Source organism: Streptomyces cucumeris (assembly GCF_024295805.1).
GTDB lineage: Bacteria > Actinomycetota > Actinomycetes > Streptomycetales > Streptomycetaceae > Streptomyces > Streptomyces cucumeris.
Window position 1 is genome coordinate 465,797 of sequence record NZ_JANCLX010000002.1, and the last position, 20,690, is coordinate 486,486.

Sequence of the window (20,690 nt, forward strand, 5' to 3'; positions counted from 1 at the left end):
TTAGGAGGATAGCGGTGGGTTGACGGTTCCCCTCACCGGAGGAATGAGAGCGCATCGTAATCACAGGCCCCGGGCGGCCCCTCGGCACCGTCCCCGGCCTCCCCGGCACCGCCCCCGAGCCCCGCCTGCGGCAGCGCCCAGCCCTCGTCCCGGAAGGCCCGGGTGCCCGCCTCCCGCACCGCGGGGTCGGCGCTCGCCCGCCGGACCCAGGAGCGCGGATCGGGGCCGAGCAGGGTGCGCAGCCGGTCCGAGGCGGCCAGCAGGTGGGTCAGCAGCGCGCTCTGGTCGCCGCCGCCGGGCAGCGGCGACGTGCCGTCCGGGTCCCGCAGCACCCCGCGCACCCCGGTGTAGAGGTAGGCGCCGCCCAGCCGTTCACCGGACGGCAGCACCATCGGGAAGTCCGCGCCGGGCAGCAGCACCCGCCGGTAGTTGGGGTACTCGGTGGCGTCCACGGCCGCGAGCTGACCGGCGTCCAGCCAGCTCACCACCAGCGCGGTGCGCTGCCGCGGCGCGGTGAACGGCGCGGAGGCGACGTAACCGTGGCGCCCGATGTGCGCGGAAGCGCCGACCGCGATCCCGGTGATGTCCACCGGGACCATCGGCACGGCGTACCGGTCGTCCAGCCGGGAGAGCTTGTGATGCAGCTGGGAGGGGGAGGCGTTGGAGCCGACCGCGACGACCGGGGTGCGCGCACCGGCCGCCGGCGCCCCGAGCCGGGCCAGCGCGGTGTCCAGCGGTACCCGGTGTCCGTCCGGGCCGGGGACCGGCCAGCGGCCCAGCCGTCCCTCCGCGGGCTCCAGCGGCCACAGCTCACCACCGGTGAGCAGGGCGGGCGAGGTGACGGGACGGCCGGGGTAGCACAGCGGCTGCCGGGCGGGCACGTCGGCGAAGCCCAGGGCGGCGAGACTGCGGTCGGTCACACCCGCGAGCGTACGCGCCGGGCGCTGATCGCGGTCCCCCGCGCGGGGTTCCGTATGCGGTGCCGGACCGTGCCGCGGGCTTCCGCAGGCCGGACGACGGCGCCGTCGTGCACACACCCTCGCGCCGTCGGACGAACGACCGCATTTCGCGGCACGTTCCGCGGAGTGCTCAGGCGTCGCGGCGCTTGAGCAGGACGTAGCCCGTCATCAGGGCGGCCGCCACCCACAGGCACATGATGCCGAAGCCGCCCCACGGGCCGTACGGGGCGCCGTCGCCGTCCGGGACCACCCGCATGATGTGCTGGCCCGCCTGGTCCGGCAGATACGCGCCGAACTTCCGTGTCACTTCCACGTTGGCCAGGATGTTCGAGATCAGGAAGAAGAACGGCATCAGCACGCCCAGGGACAGCAGCGGGCTGCGCAGCATCACCGCGACGGCCATCGAGAACACGGTGATGAGCGTCATGTAGAGCCCGCCGCCGAGCACCGCCCGCAGCACCCCCGGGTCGCCCAGCGCGGCCCGGTACTGGCCCAGCAGGGTCTGGCCGGTGGCGAAGGCGGCGAAGCTGGTGAGCATGCCCACCGCGAGGGCGAGCAGCGCCGCCACGGTGAGCTTGGCGGTGAACAGCACCCCGCGGCGCGGAACGGCCGCGAGCGAGGTGCGGATCATTCCGGTGGCGTACTCGCCGGAGACCACCAGCACCCCGAAGACGATCATCGCGAGCTGACCGAGTCCGGTGCCCGCGAAACTCACGAAGGTCGGGTCGAAGACCTGTTTGTCATGGGGCGACAGACGGGTGAAGTCATGCCGGACCAGCGCGCTGATGAGCGCTCCGAGCGCGATCGTGACCAGCGCGGCCACACCCAGCGTCCACACCGTCGAGCGCACCGAACGGATCTTGGTCCATTCGGAGCGCAGCACCCGGCTCGGCACCGCCATCGTCAGGACTCCTTCCCGGACCGCCAGTCGGCGCCCCAGACGGCGGCCGGGGCGGGCTCATCGGCCCCCGCGGGATGTGCGTGGTACTCCACCGATCCGGCCGTGAGCCGCATGAACGCCTCCTCCAGGGACGCCTGCTGCCGGCTCAGCTCATGCAGGACCAGCCGGTGGTCCGCCATGAGCTGGCCCAGCCGCACCGGATCGCCGCCGTCCACCTCGACCGAGCCGTCGGAGCCGGGGACCGCGGTGAATCCGCCCGCGGCCAGGACATCGCGCAGTCGCTGCTGTTCGGGGGAGCGCAGCCGCACATAGGAACGTGAATGTTCGGTGATGAAATCCGGCATCGAGGTGTCGGCGAGAAGTCGTCCCTGACCGATGACCACCAAATGGTCGGCAGTGAGTGCCATTTCGCTCATCAGATGACTTGAGACGAACACGGTCCGTCCCTGACCCGCCAGATCACGCATCAGATTCCGGATCCAGTGGATGCCCTCCGGATCGAGTCCGTTGACCGGCTCGTCGAACATCAGAATGGATGGATCACCCAGCATCGCGGCGGCGATTCCCAGCCGCTGACTCATTCCCAGGGAAAAACCCTTGGAGCGTTTGCGGGCGACCGAACCGAGACCGACCAGGTCCAGCACCTCATGGACCCGGGAGTCCGCCACCCCGTTGCTCTGGGCCAGGCACAGCAGGTGGTGGAAGGCGCTGCGGCCGCCGTGCACCGCCTTGGCGTCGAGGAGGGCGCCCACGTGCCGCAGCGGGTCCGTCAGCCGCTCGTACGGCTGCCCGCCGATCCGGACCCGGCCGGACGTCGGGTGGTCGAGACCGAGCACCATCCGCATGGTGGTGGACTTGCCCGCCCCGTTGGGACCGAGGAAGCCGGTGACCACACCCGGCCGTACGGTGAAAGAGAGGCCGTCCACGGCCAGCGTGTCACCGTAGGCCTTGGTCAGCCCCTCGATCTCGATCATGCGGCCACGCTAAGCGGGGCCCGTCACCCCCGCCACCGGGCCGCCGCCCGCCGGAGTACCGGCCGCGGACGCGCGCCTGCCCCGCGCCGCACGGTGCGGCACGGGGCAGGGAGCGCTCCGGGATGACCGGGTGTCACCGGGTCTGCTGGGCGGGGACGCCACGGCTGACCGCCTCGTCCTCCGGCGTACCGGCCGCGGCCACCGCGGCACCGGTCAGCGTGGCCAGCATCTCGCGGACGTTGGTCAGCTGGGCGTTGATGCTGTCGCGGCGGTTGGTGAGGGCCGCCAGCTCGCGCTCGGACTCGCTGCGGATCCGGTCCGCCTTGGCGTTGGCGTCGGCCACGATGTCCTCGGCCTGGCGCTGCGCGGTCTCCACCGTCTGGCGGGCCCGGCGCTCGGCGTCGGTGCGCAGCTTCTCGGCCTCCAGGCGGAGCTGCTCGGCGCGGTGCTCGATCTCCGCGAGCCGCTTCTCGGCCTTGGCCTGACGGGAGGCCAGGTCGCGCTCGGACTGCTCGCGGCGCTTGGCCAGGTTCGTCTCGAAGTCGGCGGCGGCCTGCGCGGCCTTGGCGCGGGTCTCCTCGAAGAGGGAGTCCGCCTCCTCGCGCTTGGACTGGGCGTCCTTCTGCGCCTCCTGGCGCAGGGTGGAGGCTTCGCCCTTCGCCTTCTCGACGATACGCGCGCCCTCGTCCTCGGCCTTCGCCTTGCGCTCGGCGGCGAACGTCTCCGCGTCGTTGCGCACCTGCTGGGCCGCCGACTCGGCGAGCTCACGGTGCTGTTCGGCGGCCCGGCGGGCCTCCTCGCGCAGATCCTTGGCCTCCTCCTCGGCGAGACGGAGGATCTTCTCGACCCGGGCGCCGAGCCCCGCGTAGGACGGCTCCGCGTCGTTGATCTGGGCCTGAGCGTTCTGCGTCTCGAGGTGCAGCTCCTCGATGCGCTTTTCCAGGGAGGTGATACGGGCCAGTGCACTGTCACGGTCGGCGACGAGCTTGGTAATGCGGTCGTCCACCTGACCGCGGTCGTATCCACGCCGCACGAGCTCGAAGCCGAAGGGGGAGGAAGTGTCGCTCATGGGGTTCCTGTCGAAAGAGACCGGTGAGGTGATAGAGGGAATCCTAGGGGGCCGAGCGGCGTGTCATCGAGTCAACGTCTGTTTGATCTGGAGAATGTCCAGCCTTTTGAGTGTCGTTAAGGCCCAACGCTTGTCACTCGTCGGGATGATTCGGACACGATACGGCGTGTGGCGCTAGCCGTCGGAACGTTTTCCGCCCGGTCTGTTCGCACCCGCTCCCGCCGCGGTCTTGACCCCGCCGTTCTCCTTGGCGCCCGCGCCACCCGATCCGGGTGTCTCGAAGGACTCCAACGCCTCCAGTACGTCCTGGACACGGGAGATCTCCGAGTTGATGTCCTCGCGGCGCCGCTTGAGCAACTCCAGCTCCCGCTTGCCCTCGTCGACGATCGCCGTCGCCTCGGTGGTGGCCTCGGCCCTCATCCGCTCCGCGTCCCGCGTCGCGTCGGCCTTCCGCTGCTCGGCCTCCTTCAGCAGGCCCTCGGCCTTCTTCACCGCCGCGATCCGCACCCGGCTGGCCTCGCTGTTGGCGTCCGACACCAGCGACTTGGCCTTCTCCTCGGCCTTCATCAGCTGCGCGGTGGCCGCCGCGACCAGCTTGTCCACCCGCTCGCCGGTGGCCTTCATCTGCTCGGCGGACTCCCGGCGGGCCCGCTCGTGCAGCTCCTCCACCTCCGACTCGGTCCGGGTGCGCAGCTCCTCGGCGCGCTCGCGGATCGCGGTCGCGTCGCCCCGGGCCTCGCCCAGCATCACATCCGCGTCCGTACGGGCCTTCTCCACCAGCCCGTTGGCCTCCTCGGTGGCCGACGCGACCAGCCGGTCGGCCTCATGGCGGGCCACGCCCACCATGGTGTCCGCCTGCTCCTCGGCCGCGGTGGCCGCCCGCAGCGCGGTCTCCTGCGCCTCCGCGGTGAGCCGCTCGGCCTCCGCGGTGGACTCGGTGACCAGCCGGTCCGCCTGCTCCGCCGCGTCCGAGCGGCGCTTGTTGGCGTCCTCGCGGGCCCGGTCGACCAGCCGGTCCGCCTCGGCCTGCGCCTCGGCCCGGATCCGCTCGGCCTCCGCCGCCGCGTCGGCCCCCATCCGGTCCGCCTCGGCCCGGGTGCGCTCGGCGTGCTGCTGGGCCGAGCCGACGGTCTCCGCCGCCTCGGTGCGCAGCCGTTCGGCCTCCGCGGTGGCCTCCGCCAGCAGCCGCTCCGCCTCGCTCGCGGCCTCGCCCACCAGCCGGTCGGCCTGCGCCGCGGCCTCCGAGCGGATGTTGTTGGCGTCCCCGCGGGCCTGGGCCCGGGTGCGCGCCGCGTCCTGCTCCGCCGTGGCGCGCGCGTCCGACGCCTCGGTGCGCATCGCCTGGGAGCGGGCCGTGGCCTCGGCCACCAGCCGCTGCGCCTCGTCGGTGGCGCCGCTCACCAGGGTGTCGGCCTGCTCCGCTGCCTCCGTGCGGGTCTTGTTGGCCGAACGGCGCGCCTCGTCGAGCGTCTCATCGGCCTCGGTGCGCAGCCGCTCGGACTCATGGGTGGCCTCGTCGAGCAGCCGGTCGGCCTGCTCGGCCGCCTCCGTACGGCGACGCCCGGCGTCCTCGCGGGCCTCGGAGGTCAGCCGCTCCGACTCGGCGATCGCCTCCGAAACCGTGCGCTCCGCCAGCGACTTGGCGGCCTCGGTCTCCTCCTGCGCCTCCTGCCGCAGCCGGGTGGCGTCCTGCGAGGCGCGCTCCCGCTCCGCGTAGGCGTCCGCGCGGACCCGGTCCGCCTCCTCCTGCGCCTCGGTACGGGTGCGCTCCGCCGCATGCTCGGCGGCCGTACGCAGCCCGGTGATCTCGGCATCGGCCTGTTCATGCAGCCCGGCGACCGCATCGCGCACCTGCTGGGCGGTCTGCTCGGCGGCGGTGACCATGTCCGACGAGCGCTGCTCGGCCTCCTCGACCAGCCGCTGCGCCTCGGTCTGCGCCTCGGCGACCCGGTTGCGGGCCGCGGTCAGCAGCTCCTCGCTCTGCTCATGCGCCCGGGTGCGCTCCTGCTGGGCCTCCTCACGGGCGTCGGTCAGCAGCTCCTCGGCCTCACGGCGGCGGCGGGCGGCCTCCTCCTGGGCCGCGGCCAGCGCCTCGGCCGCCTCCGCGCCGATCCGCTCGGCGGCGGCCGTGGCGTCGGTACGCACCCGGTCGGCCATCTCCTGGGCCTCGGTGCGCAGCCGCTCGGCCTCCGCGGCGGCCTCGCTACGCAGCCGCACCGCCACCGACTCGCCCTCGGCGCGCGCGTTCGACGCGTCGGCCGCGGCCTCCTCGCGCAGCCGGTCGGCCTCCTCCTCGGCCTGCTGGCGCAGCGCGTTCAGCCGCTCCGCGGACTCCCCGCGCTGCCGCTCGATCTCCTCGGCCGTCTCCCGGCGCAGCCGCTCGGCCTCCGTGCGCGCCTCGCTCAGCGCGTCGTCGGCGGAGCCCAGCCGCTGCTCGGCCTCCTGGTGCAGCCGGGTCAGCTCGGCCTCGGCGGTGCTCCGCCGGTCCTCCGCCGACCGCTCGGCCTCCTCGCGCAGCTCCTCGGCCGCGCGATCGGCCTCGGTACGGATCTCCTCGGCCCGCTCCTCGGCCGACGTCACCAGCTCCTCGGCCTCGCCCCGGGCCCGCTTCAGCAGCTCATCGGCCTGGCGGCGCAGCGCGTTCGCCCGCTCGATCGCCTCGGTGCGGACCCGCTCGCTCTCGCTGGTCGCGCCCGAGCGCGTCTCCTCCGCGTCCTGCTTGGCCTTGGTCAGCAGCTCCTCGGCGGTGCTGGCCGCCTCCTCGATCTGCTGGACCGCCTCCCGGCGGGCCTCGGTGCGGATCCGCTCGCCCTCGGCCACCGCCTCGGACCGGAGCTGCTCGGCCTCGCCGCGCAGCCGCCGGGCCTCCTCCTGGAGCTCGACGGTCTTGGCGCGGTACTCCTTGGTGTCGTCCTTCGCCGCGCCCTTGAGCTCCTCGACGGTGTCCTGGGCCTCGGTGCGCAGCCGGTCCGCCTCGGACTCGGCCTCGTGCCGGATCCGTTCCGCCTCCTCGGCCGCCGCCTTGGTGGTGGCCTGCGCCTTCTCCGAGGCGCGGGTCAGCACGTCCTCGGCGCTGCGGGCCGCCTTGGCGAGCTGGGCCGCGGAGTCCTCGGCGGCGCGGGCACGGGCGTCGTCCCCGGCCTCCGAGACCATCCGGTCGGCCTCGGCGCGGGCGTCGTCACGGAACTGCTCGGCCTCCGCCCGCAGCGCCTCGGCCTCCTTGGTGGCCTCGCCGACCAGCCGGGCGACCTCGGCGCGGGCCGTACGGGTGCGCTGCTCATTGTCGGCCTCGGAGGCCGAAAGCCGCTTTCCGGCCGCGTCCTTGGCCTCGTTCAGGAGCTTCTCGGCCTCGGCGCGCGCCTCGCGCAGCGCCGTCTCCGCCTCCTGCATCCGCTGCTCGGCGGCGCGGGTCTGCTCGGCGGCCTGACGGCGGGCCTCGTCCGACTCGGTGGTGGCCCCGGCCCGGAGCTGCTCGGCGTGGTCGGTGGCCTCCTGGGCCTGTGCCCCGGCCGCGTTGAGCAGCCGCTCGGCGTCCGCGCGGGCGCGGCGCAGGATCCCCTCGGCCTCGGTACGGGCGGACTCCGTCTCCGAACCGAGCCGCTGACGGGCCTGCTCGGCCAGCCGCTGGGCCTCCGCGCGGGCGGCCGACAGTGACTGCTCGGCCTCGGCGCGGGACTCGTCCAGCAGCCGGCGGGCCTGGTCCTCGCTGCGGGCGCGCAACTGCTCGGCCCAGGCGACGTTCTCGTTGACATGCGACTCGACGGTGGCGCGGCGCTCGGCGAGCTCCTGGTCCAGCCGCTGACGGCGGCCCACCGCCTCGGCGTGCAGCTCGGCTTCGAGCCGGGCCTGCCGCTCGGCCTGTTCCTGGAGCAGCCGCTGGGTCTGGGCACGGGTCTCGCGCAGCTCGCGCTCGGCGTCGGCGCGGAGCTGGTCGGCCTGGATCTGCGCATTGCGCAGCAACTGTTCTGCCTGGTAGCCGAGGTTGCCGCTGTCGTAGGCAGGACGGGTCGCCAGAGTGCGGCGCGCCTCGTGCAGCTTGGCGCGCAGCACCTCGACTTGGTAGCCGAGGTCGTCGGCGTGCTGGACGGCCTTCTCCCGCTCGGTCTTCAGCCGCTCCATCTCGGCCTCGAACTTCGAGAGCTGATCGTCAGGCTCGTAGCGGTCGTAGCCCCGCACTGCGCGGTCCCATCCGTCCCCTGGTCGCGTCGGCGGCCGGCTCCGTACCTCGTGGTCCCTCGCGGTTCCTCGTGGTCACGGCCCGGCGACAGGTGTGCCGGACGGTGCGGAGCTGGCCCTTCCGAAGAAATGGTGTCAGATCATCGGCAAAGCCCGGGCCGGACCCCGATCCTTCCGATTCCCGTACCCCGGCCGAGCCTGCACTCTACCGGCCGGGGAAGGGGTAGGTCAGTGGTCCGCTTCAGTGGTCCGCTTCGGAGGAGGGTGCGGCGGTGACCAGTTCGGTCAGCACACCGTGGCAGTCCTTGGGGTGGAGGAAGGTGATCCGGGAGTCCATCGAGCCGCGGCGGGGCTCCTCGTAGAGGACCCGTACGCCCTTGCCGCGGATCTCGGCGGAGTCGCCGTCGACATCGGCGGTGCCGAAGGCGATGTGGTGGACGCCCTCGCCGTTCTTGGCCAGCCACTTGCCGACCGCCGAATCCTCCCTGGTCGGCTCCAGGAGCTGGAGGTAGGAGGCCCCGCCGTCGGAGGTCTCGTTGATCTTGAGCATGGCCTCGCGCACGCCCTGTTCCTCGTTGACCTCGGAGTGGAACACCTCGAAGCCGTACGTGGCACGGTAGAACTCGACGGTTTTGTCGAGGTCGAAGCAGGCGATCCCGATGTGGTCGATTCTCGTCAGCATGGGACCAGTGCACCGCTCTGCGCGGTGGTTACGCAACGTGCGCGCGATCACACTGATGGGCCGGTGACCGCGCGGGTGACCGGTCAGTACATTGACGATAACCCTCGTTAACTTCCTTCTTCTCGTGAAGGGGCGCACCACATGACCGCACCATCGACCGGTAACGCCAAGACCACCTCCGTGATCGTGGCGGGTGCCCGCACGCCCATGGGACGGCTGCTCGGCAGCCTGCGCTCGTTCTCCGGTGCCGACCTGGGGGGCATCGCCATCAAGGCGGCGATGGACCGCGCCGGGGTCGGCGGGGACCAGGTGCAGTACGTGATCATGGGGCAGGTGCTCCAGGCGGGCGCCGGCCAGATCCCGGCCCGGCAGGCGGCCGTGAAGGCCGGTATCCCCATGAACGTGCCCGCCCTGACCATCAACAAGGTCTGTCTCTCCGGCCTCGACGCCATCGCCCTGGCCGACCAGCTCATCCGCGCGGGTGAGTTCGACGTCGTGGTCGCGGGCGGCCAGGAGTCCATGACCAACGCCCCGCATCTGCTCCCCAAGTCGCGGGAGGGCCACAAGTACGGCGCCATCGAGATGCTCGACGCGATGGCGCACGACGGGCTCACCGACGCCTTCGAGAACATCGCCATGGGCGAGTCCACCGAGAAGCACAACACCCGGCTGGGCATCGCCCGCCCCGAGCAGGACGAGATCGCCGCCCTCTCCCACCAGCGGGCCGCCGCCGCCCAGAAGAACGGTCTGTTCGACGCCGAGATCACCCCCGTGGAGATCCCGCAGCGCAAGGGCGAGCCGGTCGTCTTCGCCAAGGACGAGGGCATCCGCGGGGAGACCACCGCCGAGTCCCTGGGCAAGCTGCGCCCGGCCTTCGCGAAGGACGGCACCATCACCGCCGGGACCTCCTCGCAGATCTCCGACGGCGCCGCCGCCGTCGTGGTGATGAGCAAGGCGAAGGCCGAGGAGCTGGGCCTGGAGTGGATCGCCGAGATCGGCGCCCACGGCAATGTGGCCGGACCCGACAACTCCCTCCAGTCGCAGCCGTCCAACGCGATCGCGCATGCGCTGGGCAAGGAGGGGCTGACCGTCGGCGACCTCGACCTGATCGAGATCAACGAGGCGTTCGCCGCGGTCGCGGTGCAGTCAATGAAGGATTTGGGCGTTTCCTCCGAAAAGGTGAATGTGAACGGAGGCGCCATCGCCCTCGGACATCCGATCGGGATGTCCGGCGCGCGCATCGTGCTGCATCTGGCGCTGGAGCTGCGGCGGCGCGGTGGTGGCACGGGCGCGGCCGCGCTGTGCGGCGGTGGGGGTCAGGGCGACGCGCTGATCATCCGGGTCCCCGGAAAGAAGGCGTGATCCCGGCGGTCGCCGGGATGAGGTTCTGAACGGCGCCGGTCCACGGACACGGCGGGGCGGTACGGCGGTACGAGCGTTGAGGAGCGCGGCACCCATGAGTGATGTGCCCACCCTGGTGGAGCAGGCCCGGCAGGGGCGGCCGCGGGCCGTCGCCCGGCTGATCTCGCTGATCGAGGGCGATTCGCCGCAGTTGCGCGAGGTCATGGCGGCGCTGGCGCCGCTGGCCGGGGGTGCCTATGTGGTCGGTCTGACCGGCTCCCCCGGGGTGGGGAAGTCCACCTCCACCTCGGCGCTCGTCACCGCCTACCGCCGGATCGGCAAGCGCGTGGGGGTCCTCGCGGTGGACCCCTCCTCGCCGTTCTCCGGCGGGGCGCTGCTCGGCGACCGGGTCCGGATGTCCGAGCACGCCTCGGACCCCGGGGTCTACATCCGGTCCATGGCCACCCGCGGCCATCTGGGCGGACTCGCCTGGGCCGCGCCGCAGGCCATCCGGGTGCTGGACGCGGCCGGCTGCGATGTGGTGCTGGTGGAGACGGTGGGCGTCGGCCAGTCCGAGGTCGAGATCGCCGCCCAGGCCGACACCAGTGTGGTGCTGCTGGCGCCGGGGATGGGCGACGGGATCCAGGCGGCCAAGGCCGGGATCCTGGAGATCGGCGACGTCTACGTGGTCAACAAGGCCGACCGGGACGGCGCCGACGCCACCGCCCGCGAGCTCAACCACATGCTGGGCCTGGGCGAGGCACGGGGGCCGGGGGACTGGCGGCCGCCGATCGTCAAGACGGTGGCGGCGCGCGCCGAGGGCATCGACGAGGTCGTCGAGGCGCTGGAGAAGCACCGCGCCTGGATGGAGGAGCACGGTGTGCTGGCCGAGCGCCGGATGCGGCGGGCGGCCGGTGAGGTCGAGACGATCGCGGTGACCGCGCTGCGCGCGCGCATCGGCGATCTGCACGGCGACCGGCGGCTGGGCGCGCTGGCGGAGCGGGTCGTGGCCGGTGAGCTGGACCCGTACACGGCCGCCGACGAACTGGTGGCCGGGGTCACCGAAGGGGCGTAGGCCCGCCCCGGCGGACCCTTGCGGACCCGCGAGGCCGCCACGCCGCCGCGCGGCACGGCCGGTGTCGGTGCCGTCGTGCGGGGGTGGGCCGGAACGCGCGGGGCGGGCCCCGGTGTCCGGGGCCCGCCGTACGCGTGGTTGTCGAGAGGTCGGCCGGTCAGCCGGTCAGCCGGTCAGTCGTCGTCGCGGTCGTCGGCCTCGTCGTCGTTCCGGTCGTCGTCGGACACGTTCTGGGTGACCTTGCCGCTCTGCGCGTCGACGGTCAGGTCGCGCTCCTTGTGGTTCTTCACGACCTCGACCTCCCACGCCGCGGCGCGGTCGTCGTCGATGCCGACGGAGGTCACGGTGCCACCGCCCGCGGCGGCCTTCCGCGCCGCCTCGACGGCGCTCACATCGGCCTTCTTCAGGGCGGAGCGCTCGGCGGCGTCGTCGTCCTCGTCACGGTCCACGCGCTGGTCCAGCACCTTGCCGCTGGACGCGTCCACGCCGACCTCGTGCCACTTCCCGTCCTTGCCCAGGATCTCGGCGTCCCAGACGGCGTTGCGGGCGTCGTCGTCCAGATCGATGGAGGCCAGTGTGCCCGGTGCGGCCTTCAGGGCCGTGCTCGCGGCGTCGGAGAGCGTCACCCGGGCGGTCTTGACCGACCCGGCCTCGCGGTCCGCGCCGTCGGTGTCGTCGCGGTCGGTGTCGTCCCTGTCGTCCGCGTCGTCGCGGTCGGTGTCGTCGGAGTGGTACGCCGCCACCTTCCCGGTGGTCCCGGCCGCGCCGGAGGACGAGGACTGCGCGCCGCCCGTCCCGCCGTCCGCCATGGCGACGGCCGTACCGCCGCCGATGAGGGCGGCCGCGGCGACGGTGGCGATGACGATGTTGCGCTTCATGAGGGTTCCTCCCCGGGTCGTGTTCGGACGTCAACCACCATCACCGAGGGATGCTGAAGCTGAGCTGAAGCCACCTGAAGAGATCTTCAGCTTGGCTTTGGGAAGCTGGTCGCATGCGTTTGCTGATCGTGGAGGATGAACGGCGGCTCGCCGTCTCGCTGGCCAAGGGGCTGCGAGCGGAGGGCTTCGCCGTGGATGTGGCGCACGACGGGCGCGAAGGGCTGCACCGCGCGCAGGAGGGTGTCCACGACCTGATCGTCCTCGACATCATGCTGCCGGGGATGAACGGCTACCACGTGTGCGGGGCGCTCCGCGCGGCCGGGAACGATGTGCCGATCCTGATGCTCACCGCCAAGGACGGCGAGTACGACGAGGCCGAGGGGCTCGACACCGGCGCCGACGACTATCTGACCAAGCCGTTCTCGTACGTGGTGCTGGTGGCCCGGGTGCGCGCGCTGCTGCGCCGCCGCGGGCCCGCCGCCTCACCGGTGGTGCGGATCGGCGAGCTGTCGGTGGACCGCGGCGCCCGGCGGGTGGAGCGGGACGGGGGCGAGATCGCGCTGACCGCCAAGGAGTTCTCCGTACTGGAGCACCTGGCGCTGCGGCCGGGGGATGTGATCTCCAAGGCCGAGATCCTCGAACACGTCTGGGACTTCGCGTACGACGGCGACCCCAACATCGTCGAGGTCTACATCAGCGCCCTGCGCCGGAAGCTGGGTGCCGGGCTGATCGAGACCGTACGGGGAGCGGGGTACCGGCTCCGTGGGTAGGGTCTTCGGCTCCGTACGGTCGCGGGCGGCGCTGGGCGCGACCGTGGTGGTCGCGGTGGCGCTGGTGGCCGCGGGGATCGCGGTCCTGGCGGTGCTGCGGAGCAATCTGGCGGACCGGGCCGAGGTCGACGCCGGGGCCGCCGCGCGTGCGGTCGCGTCGAAGGTGGCCGGCGGGGTGGCGTACCGGGAGCTGGACCTCGGGGACGACACCCCGGTGCAGATCGTGGACGAGGACCACCGGGTCCGGGCGGTCAGCGACGACCTCGAGGCGGTCACCGGCACCGGCAGCCCCTCGGTGCGGCCCGTTCCGGCGCCGCCCGGCGAGGGCGATGACGACGATGACGACGGCGGCGCGGGGGAGGTCTCCTCGACCCCGGAGTACAGCGGCGGCACGGCCCGGATCGACGGCAGCACCGCGGAGTACCGCTGGGCGGCCGTGGAGGTCACCGACGCCCGCGGCGAGGATGTCACCGTCTACGCGGGCGCCCCGCTGGCCACCGAACAGGGCGCGGTGGGCACCGTCCGGGACGCGATGCTCATCGGACTGCCGCTGCTGCTGGTGGTCGTGGCCGGGGTGACCTGGCTGGTGACCCGGCGCGCGCTGCGGCCGGTGGAGGGCATCCGCCGGGAGATGGCCGCCATCACCGCCAGCACCGATCTGTCCCGGCGGGTGCCGGAACCCTCCTCGCACGACGAGGTGGCGGCGCTGGCCCGGACCACCAACGAGACGCTGGCGGCGCTGGAGGCGTCGGTCGAGCGGCAGCGGGCGTTCGTCGCGGACGCCTCCCACGAGCTGCGCTCCCCGGTGGCCTCGCTCCGCACCCAGCTCGAGGTGGGCGCCGCCCATCCGGAACTGCTGGATCTGGACGGCGCGGTGGAGGACGTGGTGCGGCTCCAGCGGCTGGCCGCCGATCTGCTGCTGCTGGCCCGGCTGGACGCCGGCGAGCGGCCCGCCCTGACCGCACGGGTCGCGCTGGACGGCATGGTGCGCGAGGAACTGTCCCAGCGCACCGGGGACCGGCTGCCGGTGGTCACCGAACTGTCCCCGGCGGAGGTGGCCGGTTCGCGCGGTCAGCTCTCCCGGGTGCTGGGGAACCTGGTCGACAACGCGCAGCGGCATGCGCGGGGCGAGGTGCGGGTGTCGGTGCGTACCGAGGGCGGCCGGGCCGTCCTGGCGGTCGCCGACGACGGTGACGGGGTGCCGGAGGGCGAACGGGAGCGGATCTTCGAGCGGTTCGTCCGGCTCGACGACGCCCGCAGCCGCGACGATGGCGGGGCCGGGCTCGGCCTCGCCATCGCGCGGGACGTGGCGGAGCGCCACGGCGGCACGCTGACCGTGGGTCCGGGGCCCGGCGGTGGCGCCCTGTTCGAACTGCGGCTGCCGCTGGGCCGGGACCGGGTCGCGGATCCGGGCCGGGCGGCGGACGCGACCTAGACCCGGCCGCGCTGGGCGCGCAGATGCTCGGCGACGGGCACCAGCGAGCCGTACAGCGCGTCGAGGTCATCGGCGCTGAGCAGGTCGATGAAGTGCTTGCGCACGGAGTCGACGTGGTGGGGCGCGACCTTGCGCATGGTGTCCCAGCCGTGCTCGGTCAGGACCGCGTAGAGCCCGCGGCGGTCCGACTCGCAGTTCTCCCGGCGGACCAGCCCGGCGTTCTCCATCCGGGTGATCTGGTGGGAGAGACGGCTCTTGGACTGGAGGGTCGCGGACGCCAGATCGCTCATCCGCATCCGGTGGTCCTCCGACTCCGAGAGGTTGACCAGGATCTCGTAGTCGTTCATGGTCAGGCCGAACGGCTGGAGGTCTCGTTCGAGCTGGTAGGTCAGCAGCCGGCTGACGTCCAGGTGGGTGCGCCAGGCGCGCTGCTCGTCATCGCTGAGCCAGCGCGTGCCGTTTTCGGTCTCCATGGAATGTATTCTACCTATAGAAGTTGAATTCCGAACCAATGGATGTATCGGGCTAGGGGTCACCTGTTCGACGTTACACTCCGCACGCTTGCGCTCACGAACCGGTACCCCCCGTCTCTCCGGTGGCTATCGCCTCCATCATCCGCTCGGTGGACTGGAGCAGTACCGTCCCCGCTCCCACGAACTCGAACTGGTGCTCCTCGCCGGAGGTTCCGCCCAGACCGGTGTGGGCCCGGATGCCGCCCATCACGCCCCGCAGATAGGCGTGGTCGTAGTGGTGGCAGGGGGAGGGGCAGTCGGCCCAGCCCACCAGCGCCTCCGGATCCACCCGCAGCGGCGGTTCCATGAAGACCACCGGACCGTTGGACGCGGCCACGAACTTCCCGGTGCCGATGAGGGTGAGGAAGCCCGGCACGATCGACTGCTTCAGCGCCAGCGAGGGCTGGAAGGCGAGGAGGTTGCCGGAGCGGATGGTGAGGTTCCCGTTGTCCAGGTCATAGGAGTTGACGTCGAACGCCCGGTCCGCGAGCACCATCTTCCCCCGGCCCTCGGCCACCACCCAGTCCGCGGCGTGCAGCGGGGAGTGGAAGCTGCCCGCTATCAGCCGGTCGAGGCGGCCCAGCCCGATGCCCTGGAAGTCGATCTTCCCGTAGTAGGCGACCATCTTCCCCTTCTGCAGGAACCACTGGCCGTCGAGGTCCACGCTGAAGGCGTAGGGGTTGATGTTGTCGTCGGCGGGGAGGGTGTGGGCGTCATGGATGACGGGGCCGTTCACAGCTTCTCCTCCGATGCCTGGACGTAGACCGTGCCGTTGCCGGACAGTTCGAGCTGGAACGCCTCGCCCGATCCGCGGCCCACCATGTCGCGCCAGCCGAGGGCCGTCGAGAGCTTATTGCGGACATCACCCCGGTGGGCGACATACGCCTGTGGGTCGACGTGGACCGGCCGCCCGGCGGTGATCGGGAGCTGGATCACCCCGCCGTGCGCCATGACCGCCGCGGAGCCGTGCCCCTCCAGGGTCGTGGTGAACAGTCCCTGGCCGGTGACCTGGCCGCGCACCATGCCCATCACCCCGCCCTGGGAACCCATGAACATCGTGCCCTGGCGCAGTGAGCCGTCGAAGGCCAGCAGCCGGTCCGACTCCACATAGAGGGTGTCCCCGGCCAGGTCGATCACCTCCACATGGTGACCGCCGTGCCCGAACATCACGGTGCCCTGGCCCTCGACCGTCATCAGCGGGGTGGCCTCGCCCGCGACCCGGCGGCCGATCATGCTCATCACCCCGCCCTGGCCACCGGTGATGCTGGGCGTGAACCGTACGTCCCCCCGGTAGGCGAGCATCGCGCCGCGCTGGCTGAACAGGGTCCGGCCGGGCGCCACCTCGGCCTGCACCATCCGCGGGGTGAGCGTGGTGAACGGCATCAGAGATCACCCCCGACCGTGGTGCGCTCGCTCGGCTGCACATAGACCAGACCCTCGCCCTCGAAGCGGATCTGGAAGGACTCGCCCCCGCTCTCACCTATCAGCGCGCGGAAGTTCACGCCCGTCTGGAAGTGCTGCTGGAGGTTGCCGGTGTGGGCTATGTACGCGCCCGGGTCGACCTGGAGCGGGGTCTGCGGGTTGACCCGCAGCACGATCGCCGTTCCGTCGGAGAGGATCGCGGCCTGGCCGGTGCCCTCCACGGTCGTGGTGAACAGCCCGTTGCCCTGGGCCGAGCCGCGCAGTCCGGTGAAGGTCGTCCCGGTGCGCAGCCCGCCGTCCGTGCACAGCAGGTTCCCGGATTCGACGCAGAGCTTCTCGCCGTGCAGCGAGACCAGGTTGATCTCGCGCGCCCGGTCGGCGAAGTAGCACGTGCCCTGCCCCTTCACCTCCATGACGGCCATCTGCTCACCGGTGAGCCGCCGGGTCACCATCCCGCGCAGCCCCTCCCCGCCGCCTGACTTCTTCTTGAAGGTCATCTCCCCCTCGTACGCGACCATCGCGCCGTTCTTGGCCTTGACGGTGTCGCCCGTCATATCGACGGCGAGCACCTTGCTTCCCTGGAGCCGAAACTGAGCCACGAGCCGACGTTATCGGTCCCCCGCACCGGCGGACAGGGAGCAACCGGGGCGATCGGTGCCCCGGGAACGGTGATCGCCGCCGCGGCTGCCACAATGGGGGCCGGGCTTGTGCATGGGTTCACAAGCCGCTGTCGTGTCCTCCTCACGCGAAGGTGCTCCCGTGGACTTCAAGACCGCCACCGCGCTGCGCAGGCTCCGCCTGGTCTCCGCGCCCGAGGCCGTGTCCTTCCTGCTGCTGATGATCTGCTCGGTCCTCAAGCGGACGACGGAATTCAACGCGGTGCCGGTGATGGGCTGGGTGCACGCCGTGCTCTTCATCCTCTATCTGGTCTTCTGGGCCGACGCCTGGAACCGCGCCAAGTGGACGTGGCAGACCGCCGCCCTCTACTTCATCCTCGCCGTCCTGCCCACCGGCGGCTTCTTCGCCGAGCGCAAGCTGAAGCGGGAGGCCGAGGCCGGTGTGATCGCCGCCCGTGCCCGCCGTGAGGGCGTGGTCAACGTATGATCGTCGCCTTTTCCGTGACCCCGCTCGGGGTCGGGGAGGACGTCGGGGAGTATGTCGCCGACGCCGTGCGGGTGGTCCGGGAATCGGGGCTGCCGCACCGCACGGACGCGATGTTCACCTCGATCGAGGGCGAGTGGGACCAGGTCATGGATGTGGTGCGGCGTGCGGTCGCGGCGGTGGAGGCCAGGGCCCCACGGGTCTCGCTGGTCCTCAAGGCCGATATCCGGCCGGGTGTCACCGACGGACTGACCTCGAAGGTGGAGACGGTCGAGCGCCATCTGTCCGCCTGACGGAACCGGATCCCGCTGGAACCCCGCCCCTCTCCCGGGGCGGGGTTCCGCTGTTCCGCGCTCCGTGCCTCAGCCGCCCGCCAGCAGGGCGAGGGCCAGCGGGGTGCGTTCGTAGCGCACCTCATGGCCCCGGCGGCGCGAGACCAGGAGCCCGGCCGCGCGCAACACCGCGAGGTGGGCCGAGACCGTGGACGGGGCCAGCCGGTGGCGCCGGGCCAGCACGCTCGTCGAGGCGGGTTCCTCCAGATCGGCCAGGATCGCCGCCCGGTTGGCGCCGAGCAGCCGGACCAGGGCGTCCGGTGCCGCGGCGTCCGGTTCGCGCCACAGCCCGCCGACCCCCCGCGCCGGGTAGATCACCGTCGGCTGCCAGGGCGGGATGAATCCGCTCACCACATCCGGCCAGACGAAGACACTGGGCATGAGCAGGACGCCCCGGCCGTCCAGGGTCTGGTGTTGGGTCCGGGCGGAGACGTGCGGGGCCTGGACCGTGAGGGTGCGGTCGGCCCAGGACATCCGGGGGCGCAGATCCTCGAAGAGCCGCTCCAGACCGCCCTCGGCCAGTTGCCGCGAGCGGTAGGCGATGTCCGCCTCCAGCAGGGTGCGCAGCCGGGGCCAGTCCTCTTTGATCAGCGCCCGCCAGGCACGTTCGGTGATCTCGGCCAGCCGCCGCACCGTGGCGGCCGGATCGTCCAGCATGGCCCGCCCCAGCGGGCTGTCGACCGCGCCCGGGGTACAGGCCAGCGACAGGGTCAGCTCATGGCGGGCCATGGCCGGATCGGTGGCCCGCAGCCGGGCCAGCTCGTCCTCGAACGAGGCGTCCGGCACCGCCGGCGGGGGCCCGAGGAAGTCCGGGGTGTAGCCGCCGTGCCGGGGCATCAGCAGCAACAGCTCCGTCAGGTCCAGCCCCTCCGCCGCCCGGCCGATCCGCCGCAGCCACGGCAGGTGATAGCCGTGCCGTTCGCGCCGCCGCAGCGTGCGCACCGCCTCGTGGGTCTGGCCCAGCGGCGAGATGGCGAACCGGCAGCGCAGCAGGTCCTCCGGTCCGAAAAGCATATGCAGCGGCACGCTTCACCCCCGTGATTCGGCTCGGGACGAAACACTAGAGGCTGCCCGCGGCCCGCGGCACGCTGACGCCATGTCAACGCCTCCCGGGCCCGGCACCACCGGCCCCCTCGAATCGTCGCCCACCGCGGCGCATGCCTCCCGACCCGAGCTCGCGCCCGGCGGCGGCGAGGAGTCCGGACCGGGTCCGGGGAGCGTCGGCTACCGCGCCGTCTTCGCGGTCGGTGAGTTCCGCGCGGTGTTCGCGGCCCATCTGATCTCCATGCTGGGCGAGGTGGTCTGCGGGATCGCGCTGTCCGTTCTGGTCTACCGGCTGACCGACTCCCCGCTGCTGAGCGCGCTGACCTTCGCGACGGCGATGCTGCCGTACGTCATCGGCGGCACCCTGCTCTCCTCCGTCGCCGACCGGCTGCCGCCCCGCCGGGTGCTGGTGGTGTGCGACCTGGTGAACGCCGGGTGCGTGGCCGCGATGGTCATCCCCGGTATGCCGGTGGCCGCGCTGCTGGTCCTGCGCTGTGTGACGGCCACCGTCTCGCCGGTCTTCAGCGGGACCCGCTCGGCCACGCTCGGCGACATCCTCGGTGAGGGCGACACCTTCGTCCTGGGCCGCTCGGTGATCCGGATCACCGCACAGAGCGCCCAGCTCGCCGGGTTCGCGGTGGGCGGGCTGCTGCTGGCCGCGGTCTCGCCGCGGGCCGTCCTCGTGCTCACCGCCGCCGCCCTGGTCTGCTCGGCGCTGATCCTCCGGTTCGGCACCCGCCGCCGCCCGGCCCGGCTGCGGGCGGACGGGGACGGCGGGGCGCTGCTGGGCGATTCGCTGCGCGGGGTCCGGCGGCTGTTCGCCGACCGCCGGATCCGCTGGCTGCTGCTGCTCGCCTGGGTGCCGCCGATGTTCGTGGTGATGCCGGAAGTCCTGCTGACGCCGTACTCCGATGGGCTGGGTCTGAGCCCGGTGGGACTGGGGCTGCTGATGTGCGGGATGCCGGTCGGCGCGATCGTCAGCGAGGTGCTGGTGGGCTCGCTGCTGGGGCCGCGGGCACGGGCCCGGCTGACACTGCCGGTGGGGGTGGCCGCGTCGCTGCCCGCCCTCGGGTACGCGGCCCACCCCTCGTTCGGCTGGGCCCTGGCCCTCCAGGTGCTGACCGGCTTCGGTATCGCCTACAGCCTGGGCCTGGACCAGTGGTTCTTCGCCGCCGTACCCGAGGAGCTGCGGGGCCGGGCGATGACGGTGCTGACCGCCGGGCTGATGACGTCGCAGGGCCTGGGCATGGCGGTCGCCGGGGCGGTGGCCGAGTTCGCGCCCGTGCCCACGGTCGCCGCGGTGTCGGGCGGAGCGGGAGCGCTCTGCTCGGGACTGGTGGCGCTGGAGGTGCGGCGCGGCGCCCGGGGAACGAGTGCCGGCGGGGCCGGGACGAAGCGGACCGAACTGTGAGATGGAGCTGACCACGATATGACCGGCCGGTACTGTCGGGGTTGTGCCGAAGCCGCTCAGCCTGCCGTTCGACCCGATCGCCCGCGCCGACGAACTCTGGAAGCAGCGATGGGGGTCCGTGCCCTCCATGGCCGCCATCACCTCGATCATGCGCGCCCAGCAGATCCTGCTCGGCCAGGTCGACGCGGCCGTCAAACCGTACGGACTGACCTTCGCCCGCTATGAGGCCCTGGTGCTGCTCACCTTCTCCCAGGCCGGTGAGCTGCCGATGTCGAAGATCGGTGAGCGGCTGATGGTCCACCCGACCTCGGTCACCAACACGGTGGACCGGCTGGTCAGGTCCGGTCTGGTGGCCAAGCGCCCCAACCCCAACGACGGCCGCGGCACCCTGGCCTCGATCACCGACCGGGGGCGCGAGGTGGTCGAGTCGGCCACCCGTGACCTGATGGCGATGGACTTCGGGCTCGGGGTCTACGACGCCGAGGAGTGCGGCCGGATCTTCGCGCTGCTGCGTCCGCTGCGGGTCGCGGCGGACGACTTCGACGACGAGGCCGCGGACGCGACCGAGGGCGAGCTCTAGTCGGCCGGGGGCGGCGAAGATCGCCCCG

20 protein-coding genes are annotated in these 20,690 nt (G+C 72.5%); 8 read left to right on the forward strand and 12 right to left on the reverse strand.

Annotated elements, in window-relative coordinates; translation table 11 throughout:
• Positions 1–32 precede the first annotated feature (32 nt).
• The 6 genes from NMK44_RS05040 to mce all read right to left on the reverse strand — a co-directional run bounded on the left by NMK44_RS05040 (position 33) and on the right by mce (position 8,761).
• Complete coding sequence (locus NMK44_RS05040; protein WP_254738590.1) at positions 33–920, reverse strand: hypothetical protein; 888 nt, start codon at positions 918–920, stop codon at positions 33–35.
• Between the two features lie 169 nt (positions 921–1,089).
• Complete coding sequence (locus NMK44_RS05045; protein WP_254738592.1) at positions 1,090–1,860, reverse strand: ABC transporter permease; 771 nt, start codon at positions 1,858–1,860, stop codon at positions 1,090–1,092.
• 2 nt (positions 1,861–1,862) lie between these two features.
• Positions 1,863–2,834, reverse strand: a complete 972-nt coding sequence (locus NMK44_RS05050; protein ID WP_254738594.1) for an ABC transporter ATP-binding protein — start codon at positions 2,832–2,834, stop codon at positions 1,863–1,865.
• 133 nt (positions 2,835–2,967) lie between these two features.
• Positions 2,968–3,903: a coiled-coil domain-containing protein gene (locus NMK44_RS05055; RefSeq protein WP_254738596.1), complete on the reverse strand. Its 936-nt coding sequence runs from the start codon at positions 3,901–3,903 to the stop codon at positions 2,968–2,970.
• 174 nt (positions 3,904–4,077) lie between these two features.
• Positions 4,078–8,079: a polarized growth protein Scy gene (scy, locus tag NMK44_RS05060; RefSeq protein WP_308358303.1), complete on the reverse strand. Its 4,002-nt coding sequence runs from the start codon at positions 8,077–8,079 to the stop codon at positions 4,078–4,080.
• A 241-nt stretch (positions 8,080–8,320) separates the two neighbouring features.
• Entirely contained in the window at positions 8,321–8,761 is a 441-nt protein-coding gene (mce, locus tag NMK44_RS05065) for a methylmalonyl-CoA epimerase (RefSeq protein ID WP_254738598.1), read from the reverse strand.
• A gap of 141 nt (positions 8,762–8,902) precedes the next feature.
• Here mce and NMK44_RS05070 point away from each other — a divergent pair, with 141 nt between their 5' ends.
• Positions 8,903–10,123, forward strand: a complete 1,221-nt coding sequence (locus NMK44_RS05070) for an acetyl-CoA C-acetyltransferase (RefSeq protein ID WP_254738600.1) — start codon at positions 8,903–8,905, stop codon at positions 10,121–10,123.
• Positions 10,124–10,217: 94 nt separating this feature from the next.
• Positions 10,218–11,177: a methylmalonyl Co-A mutase-associated GTPase MeaB gene (gene meaB / locus NMK44_RS05075; RefSeq protein WP_254738602.1), complete on the forward strand. Its 960-nt coding sequence runs from the start codon at positions 10,218–10,220 to the stop codon at positions 11,175–11,177.
• Between the two features lie 173 nt (positions 11,178–11,350).
• On the opposite strand, the gene NMK44_RS05080 is transcribed toward meaB, so the two are convergent.
• Complete coding sequence (locus NMK44_RS05080) at positions 11,351–12,055, reverse strand: PepSY domain-containing protein (RefSeq protein ID WP_254738604.1); 705 nt, start codon at positions 12,053–12,055, stop codon at positions 11,351–11,353.
• 113 nt (positions 12,056–12,168) lie between these two features.
• Between NMK44_RS05080 and NMK44_RS05085 the strand changes: the two genes are divergently transcribed.
• Positions 12,169–12,825 carry a response regulator transcription factor gene (locus NMK44_RS05085; protein ID WP_254738606.1) on the forward strand — a complete coding sequence of 219 codons (657 nt, stop codon included), beginning with the start codon at positions 12,169–12,171 and terminating at the stop codon, positions 12,823–12,825.
• Positions 12,818–14,260 carry a sensor histidine kinase gene (locus tag NMK44_RS05090; RefSeq protein ID WP_254738608.1) on the forward strand — a complete coding sequence of 481 codons (1,443 nt, stop codon included), beginning with the start codon at positions 12,818–12,820 and terminating at the stop codon, positions 14,258–14,260. Before NMK44_RS05085 ends, NMK44_RS05090 begins: the two co-directional genes overlap by 8 nt.
• Here NMK44_RS05090 and NMK44_RS05095 read toward each other — a convergent pair.
• The 4 genes from NMK44_RS05095 to NMK44_RS05110 form a co-directional block, all read right to left on the reverse strand.
• Positions 14,257–14,733, reverse strand: coding sequence for a MarR family winged helix-turn-helix transcriptional regulator (locus NMK44_RS05095; RefSeq protein ID WP_254738610.1), 477 nt, complete (start codon positions 14,731–14,733; stop codon positions 14,257–14,259). The two genes, NMK44_RS05090 and NMK44_RS05095, sit on opposite strands and share 4 nt — an antisense overlap.
• 94 nt (positions 14,734–14,827) lie before the next feature.
• Positions 14,828–15,508: an AIM24 family protein gene (locus NMK44_RS05100; RefSeq protein ID WP_254738612.1), complete on the reverse strand. Its 681-nt coding sequence runs from the start codon at positions 15,506–15,508 to the stop codon at positions 14,828–14,830.
• On the reverse strand, positions 15,505–16,155 hold the full coding sequence (locus NMK44_RS05105) for an AIM24 family protein (RefSeq protein ID WP_254738613.1): 651 nt from the start codon (positions 16,153–16,155) through the stop codon (positions 15,505–15,507). The genes NMK44_RS05100 and NMK44_RS05105 overlap by 4 nt, the downstream gene beginning before the upstream one ends.
• Positions 16,155–16,793, reverse strand: coding sequence for an AIM24 family protein (locus tag NMK44_RS05110; protein WP_308358305.1), 639 nt, complete (start codon positions 16,791–16,793; stop codon positions 16,155–16,157). The genes NMK44_RS05105 and NMK44_RS05110 overlap by 1 nt, the downstream gene beginning before the upstream one ends.
• A gap of 160 nt (positions 16,794–16,953) precedes the next feature.
• Here NMK44_RS05110 and NMK44_RS05115 point away from each other — a divergent pair, with 160 nt between their 5' ends.
• Together NMK44_RS05115 and NMK44_RS05120 are read left to right on the forward strand one after the other, a co-directional pair.
• Complete coding sequence (locus tag NMK44_RS05115) at positions 16,954–17,298, forward strand: DUF3817 domain-containing protein (protein WP_254738615.1); 345 nt, start codon at positions 16,954–16,956, stop codon at positions 17,296–17,298.
• Entirely contained in the window at positions 17,295–17,588 is a 294-nt protein-coding gene (locus NMK44_RS05120) for an MTH1187 family thiamine-binding protein (protein ID WP_254738617.1), read from the forward strand. The genes NMK44_RS05115 and NMK44_RS05120 overlap by 4 nt, the downstream gene beginning before the upstream one ends.
• A 69-nt stretch (positions 17,589–17,657) precedes the next feature.
• Here NMK44_RS05120 and NMK44_RS05125 read toward each other — a convergent pair whose 3' ends face one another.
• On the reverse strand, positions 17,658–18,653 hold the full coding sequence (locus tag NMK44_RS05125) for an ArsR/SmtB family transcription factor (protein ID WP_254738619.1): 996 nt from the start codon (positions 18,651–18,653) through the stop codon (positions 17,658–17,660).
• Positions 18,654–18,723: 70 nt separating this feature from the next.
• On the opposite strand from NMK44_RS05125, the gene NMK44_RS05130 reads away from it, so the two are divergent.
• Positions 18,724–20,082: an MFS transporter gene (locus tag NMK44_RS05130; RefSeq protein WP_254738621.1), complete on the forward strand. Its 1,359-nt coding sequence runs from the start codon at positions 18,724–18,726 to the stop codon at positions 20,080–20,082.
• Positions 20,083–20,125: 43 nt separating this feature from the next.
• Positions 20,126–20,662 carry a MarR family winged helix-turn-helix transcriptional regulator gene (locus NMK44_RS05135; protein ID WP_254738623.1) on the forward strand — a complete coding sequence of 179 codons (537 nt, stop codon included), beginning with the start codon at positions 20,126–20,128 and terminating at the stop codon, positions 20,660–20,662.
• Positions 20,663–20,690: the final 28 nt, after the last annotated feature.

Bases quoted from the DNA above. Each gene is read 5' to 3' on its own strand.
- NMK44_RS05045 (WP_254738592.1), bottom strand. From the start codon at position 1,860: ATGGCGGTGCCGAGCCGGGTGCTGCGCTCCGAATGGACCAAGATCCGT.
- NMK44_RS05050 (WP_254738594.1), bottom strand. From the start codon at position 2,834: ATGATCGAGATCGAGGGGCTGACCAAGGCCTACGGTGACACGCTGGCC.
- NMK44_RS05055 (WP_254738596.1), bottom strand. From the start codon at position 3,903: ATGAGCGACACTTCCTCCCCCTTCGGCTTCGAGCTCGTGCGGCGTGGA.
- mce (WP_254738598.1), bottom strand. From the start codon at position 8,761: ATGCTGACGAGAATCGACCACATCGGGATCGCCTGCTTCGACCTCGAC.
- NMK44_RS05070 (WP_254738600.1), top strand. From the start codon at position 8,903: ATGACCGCACCATCGACCGGTAACGCCAAGACCACCTCCGTGATCGTG.
- meaB (WP_254738602.1), top strand. From the start codon at position 10,218: ATGAGTGATGTGCCCACCCTGGTGGAGCAGGCCCGGCAGGGGCGGCCG.
- NMK44_RS05080 (WP_254738604.1), bottom strand. From the start codon at position 12,055: ATGAAGCGCAACATCGTCATCGCCACCGTCGCCGCGGCCGCCCTCATC.
- NMK44_RS05085 (WP_254738606.1), top strand. From the start codon at position 12,169: ATGCGTTTGCTGATCGTGGAGGATGAACGGCGGCTCGCCGTCTCGCTG.
- NMK44_RS05095 (WP_254738610.1), bottom strand. From the start codon at position 14,733: ATGGAGACCGAAAACGGCACGCGCTGGCTCAGCGATGACGAGCAGCGC.
- NMK44_RS05105 (WP_254738613.1), bottom strand. From the start codon at position 16,155: ATGCCGTTCACCACGCTCACCCCGCGGATGGTGCAGGCCGAGGTGGCG.
- NMK44_RS05120 (WP_254738617.1), top strand. From the start codon at position 17,295: ATGATCGTCGCCTTTTCCGTGACCCCGCTCGGGGTCGGGGAGGACGTC.
- NMK44_RS05130 (WP_254738621.1), top strand. From the start codon at position 18,724: ATGTCAACGCCTCCCGGGCCCGGCACCACCGGCCCCCTCGAATCGTCG.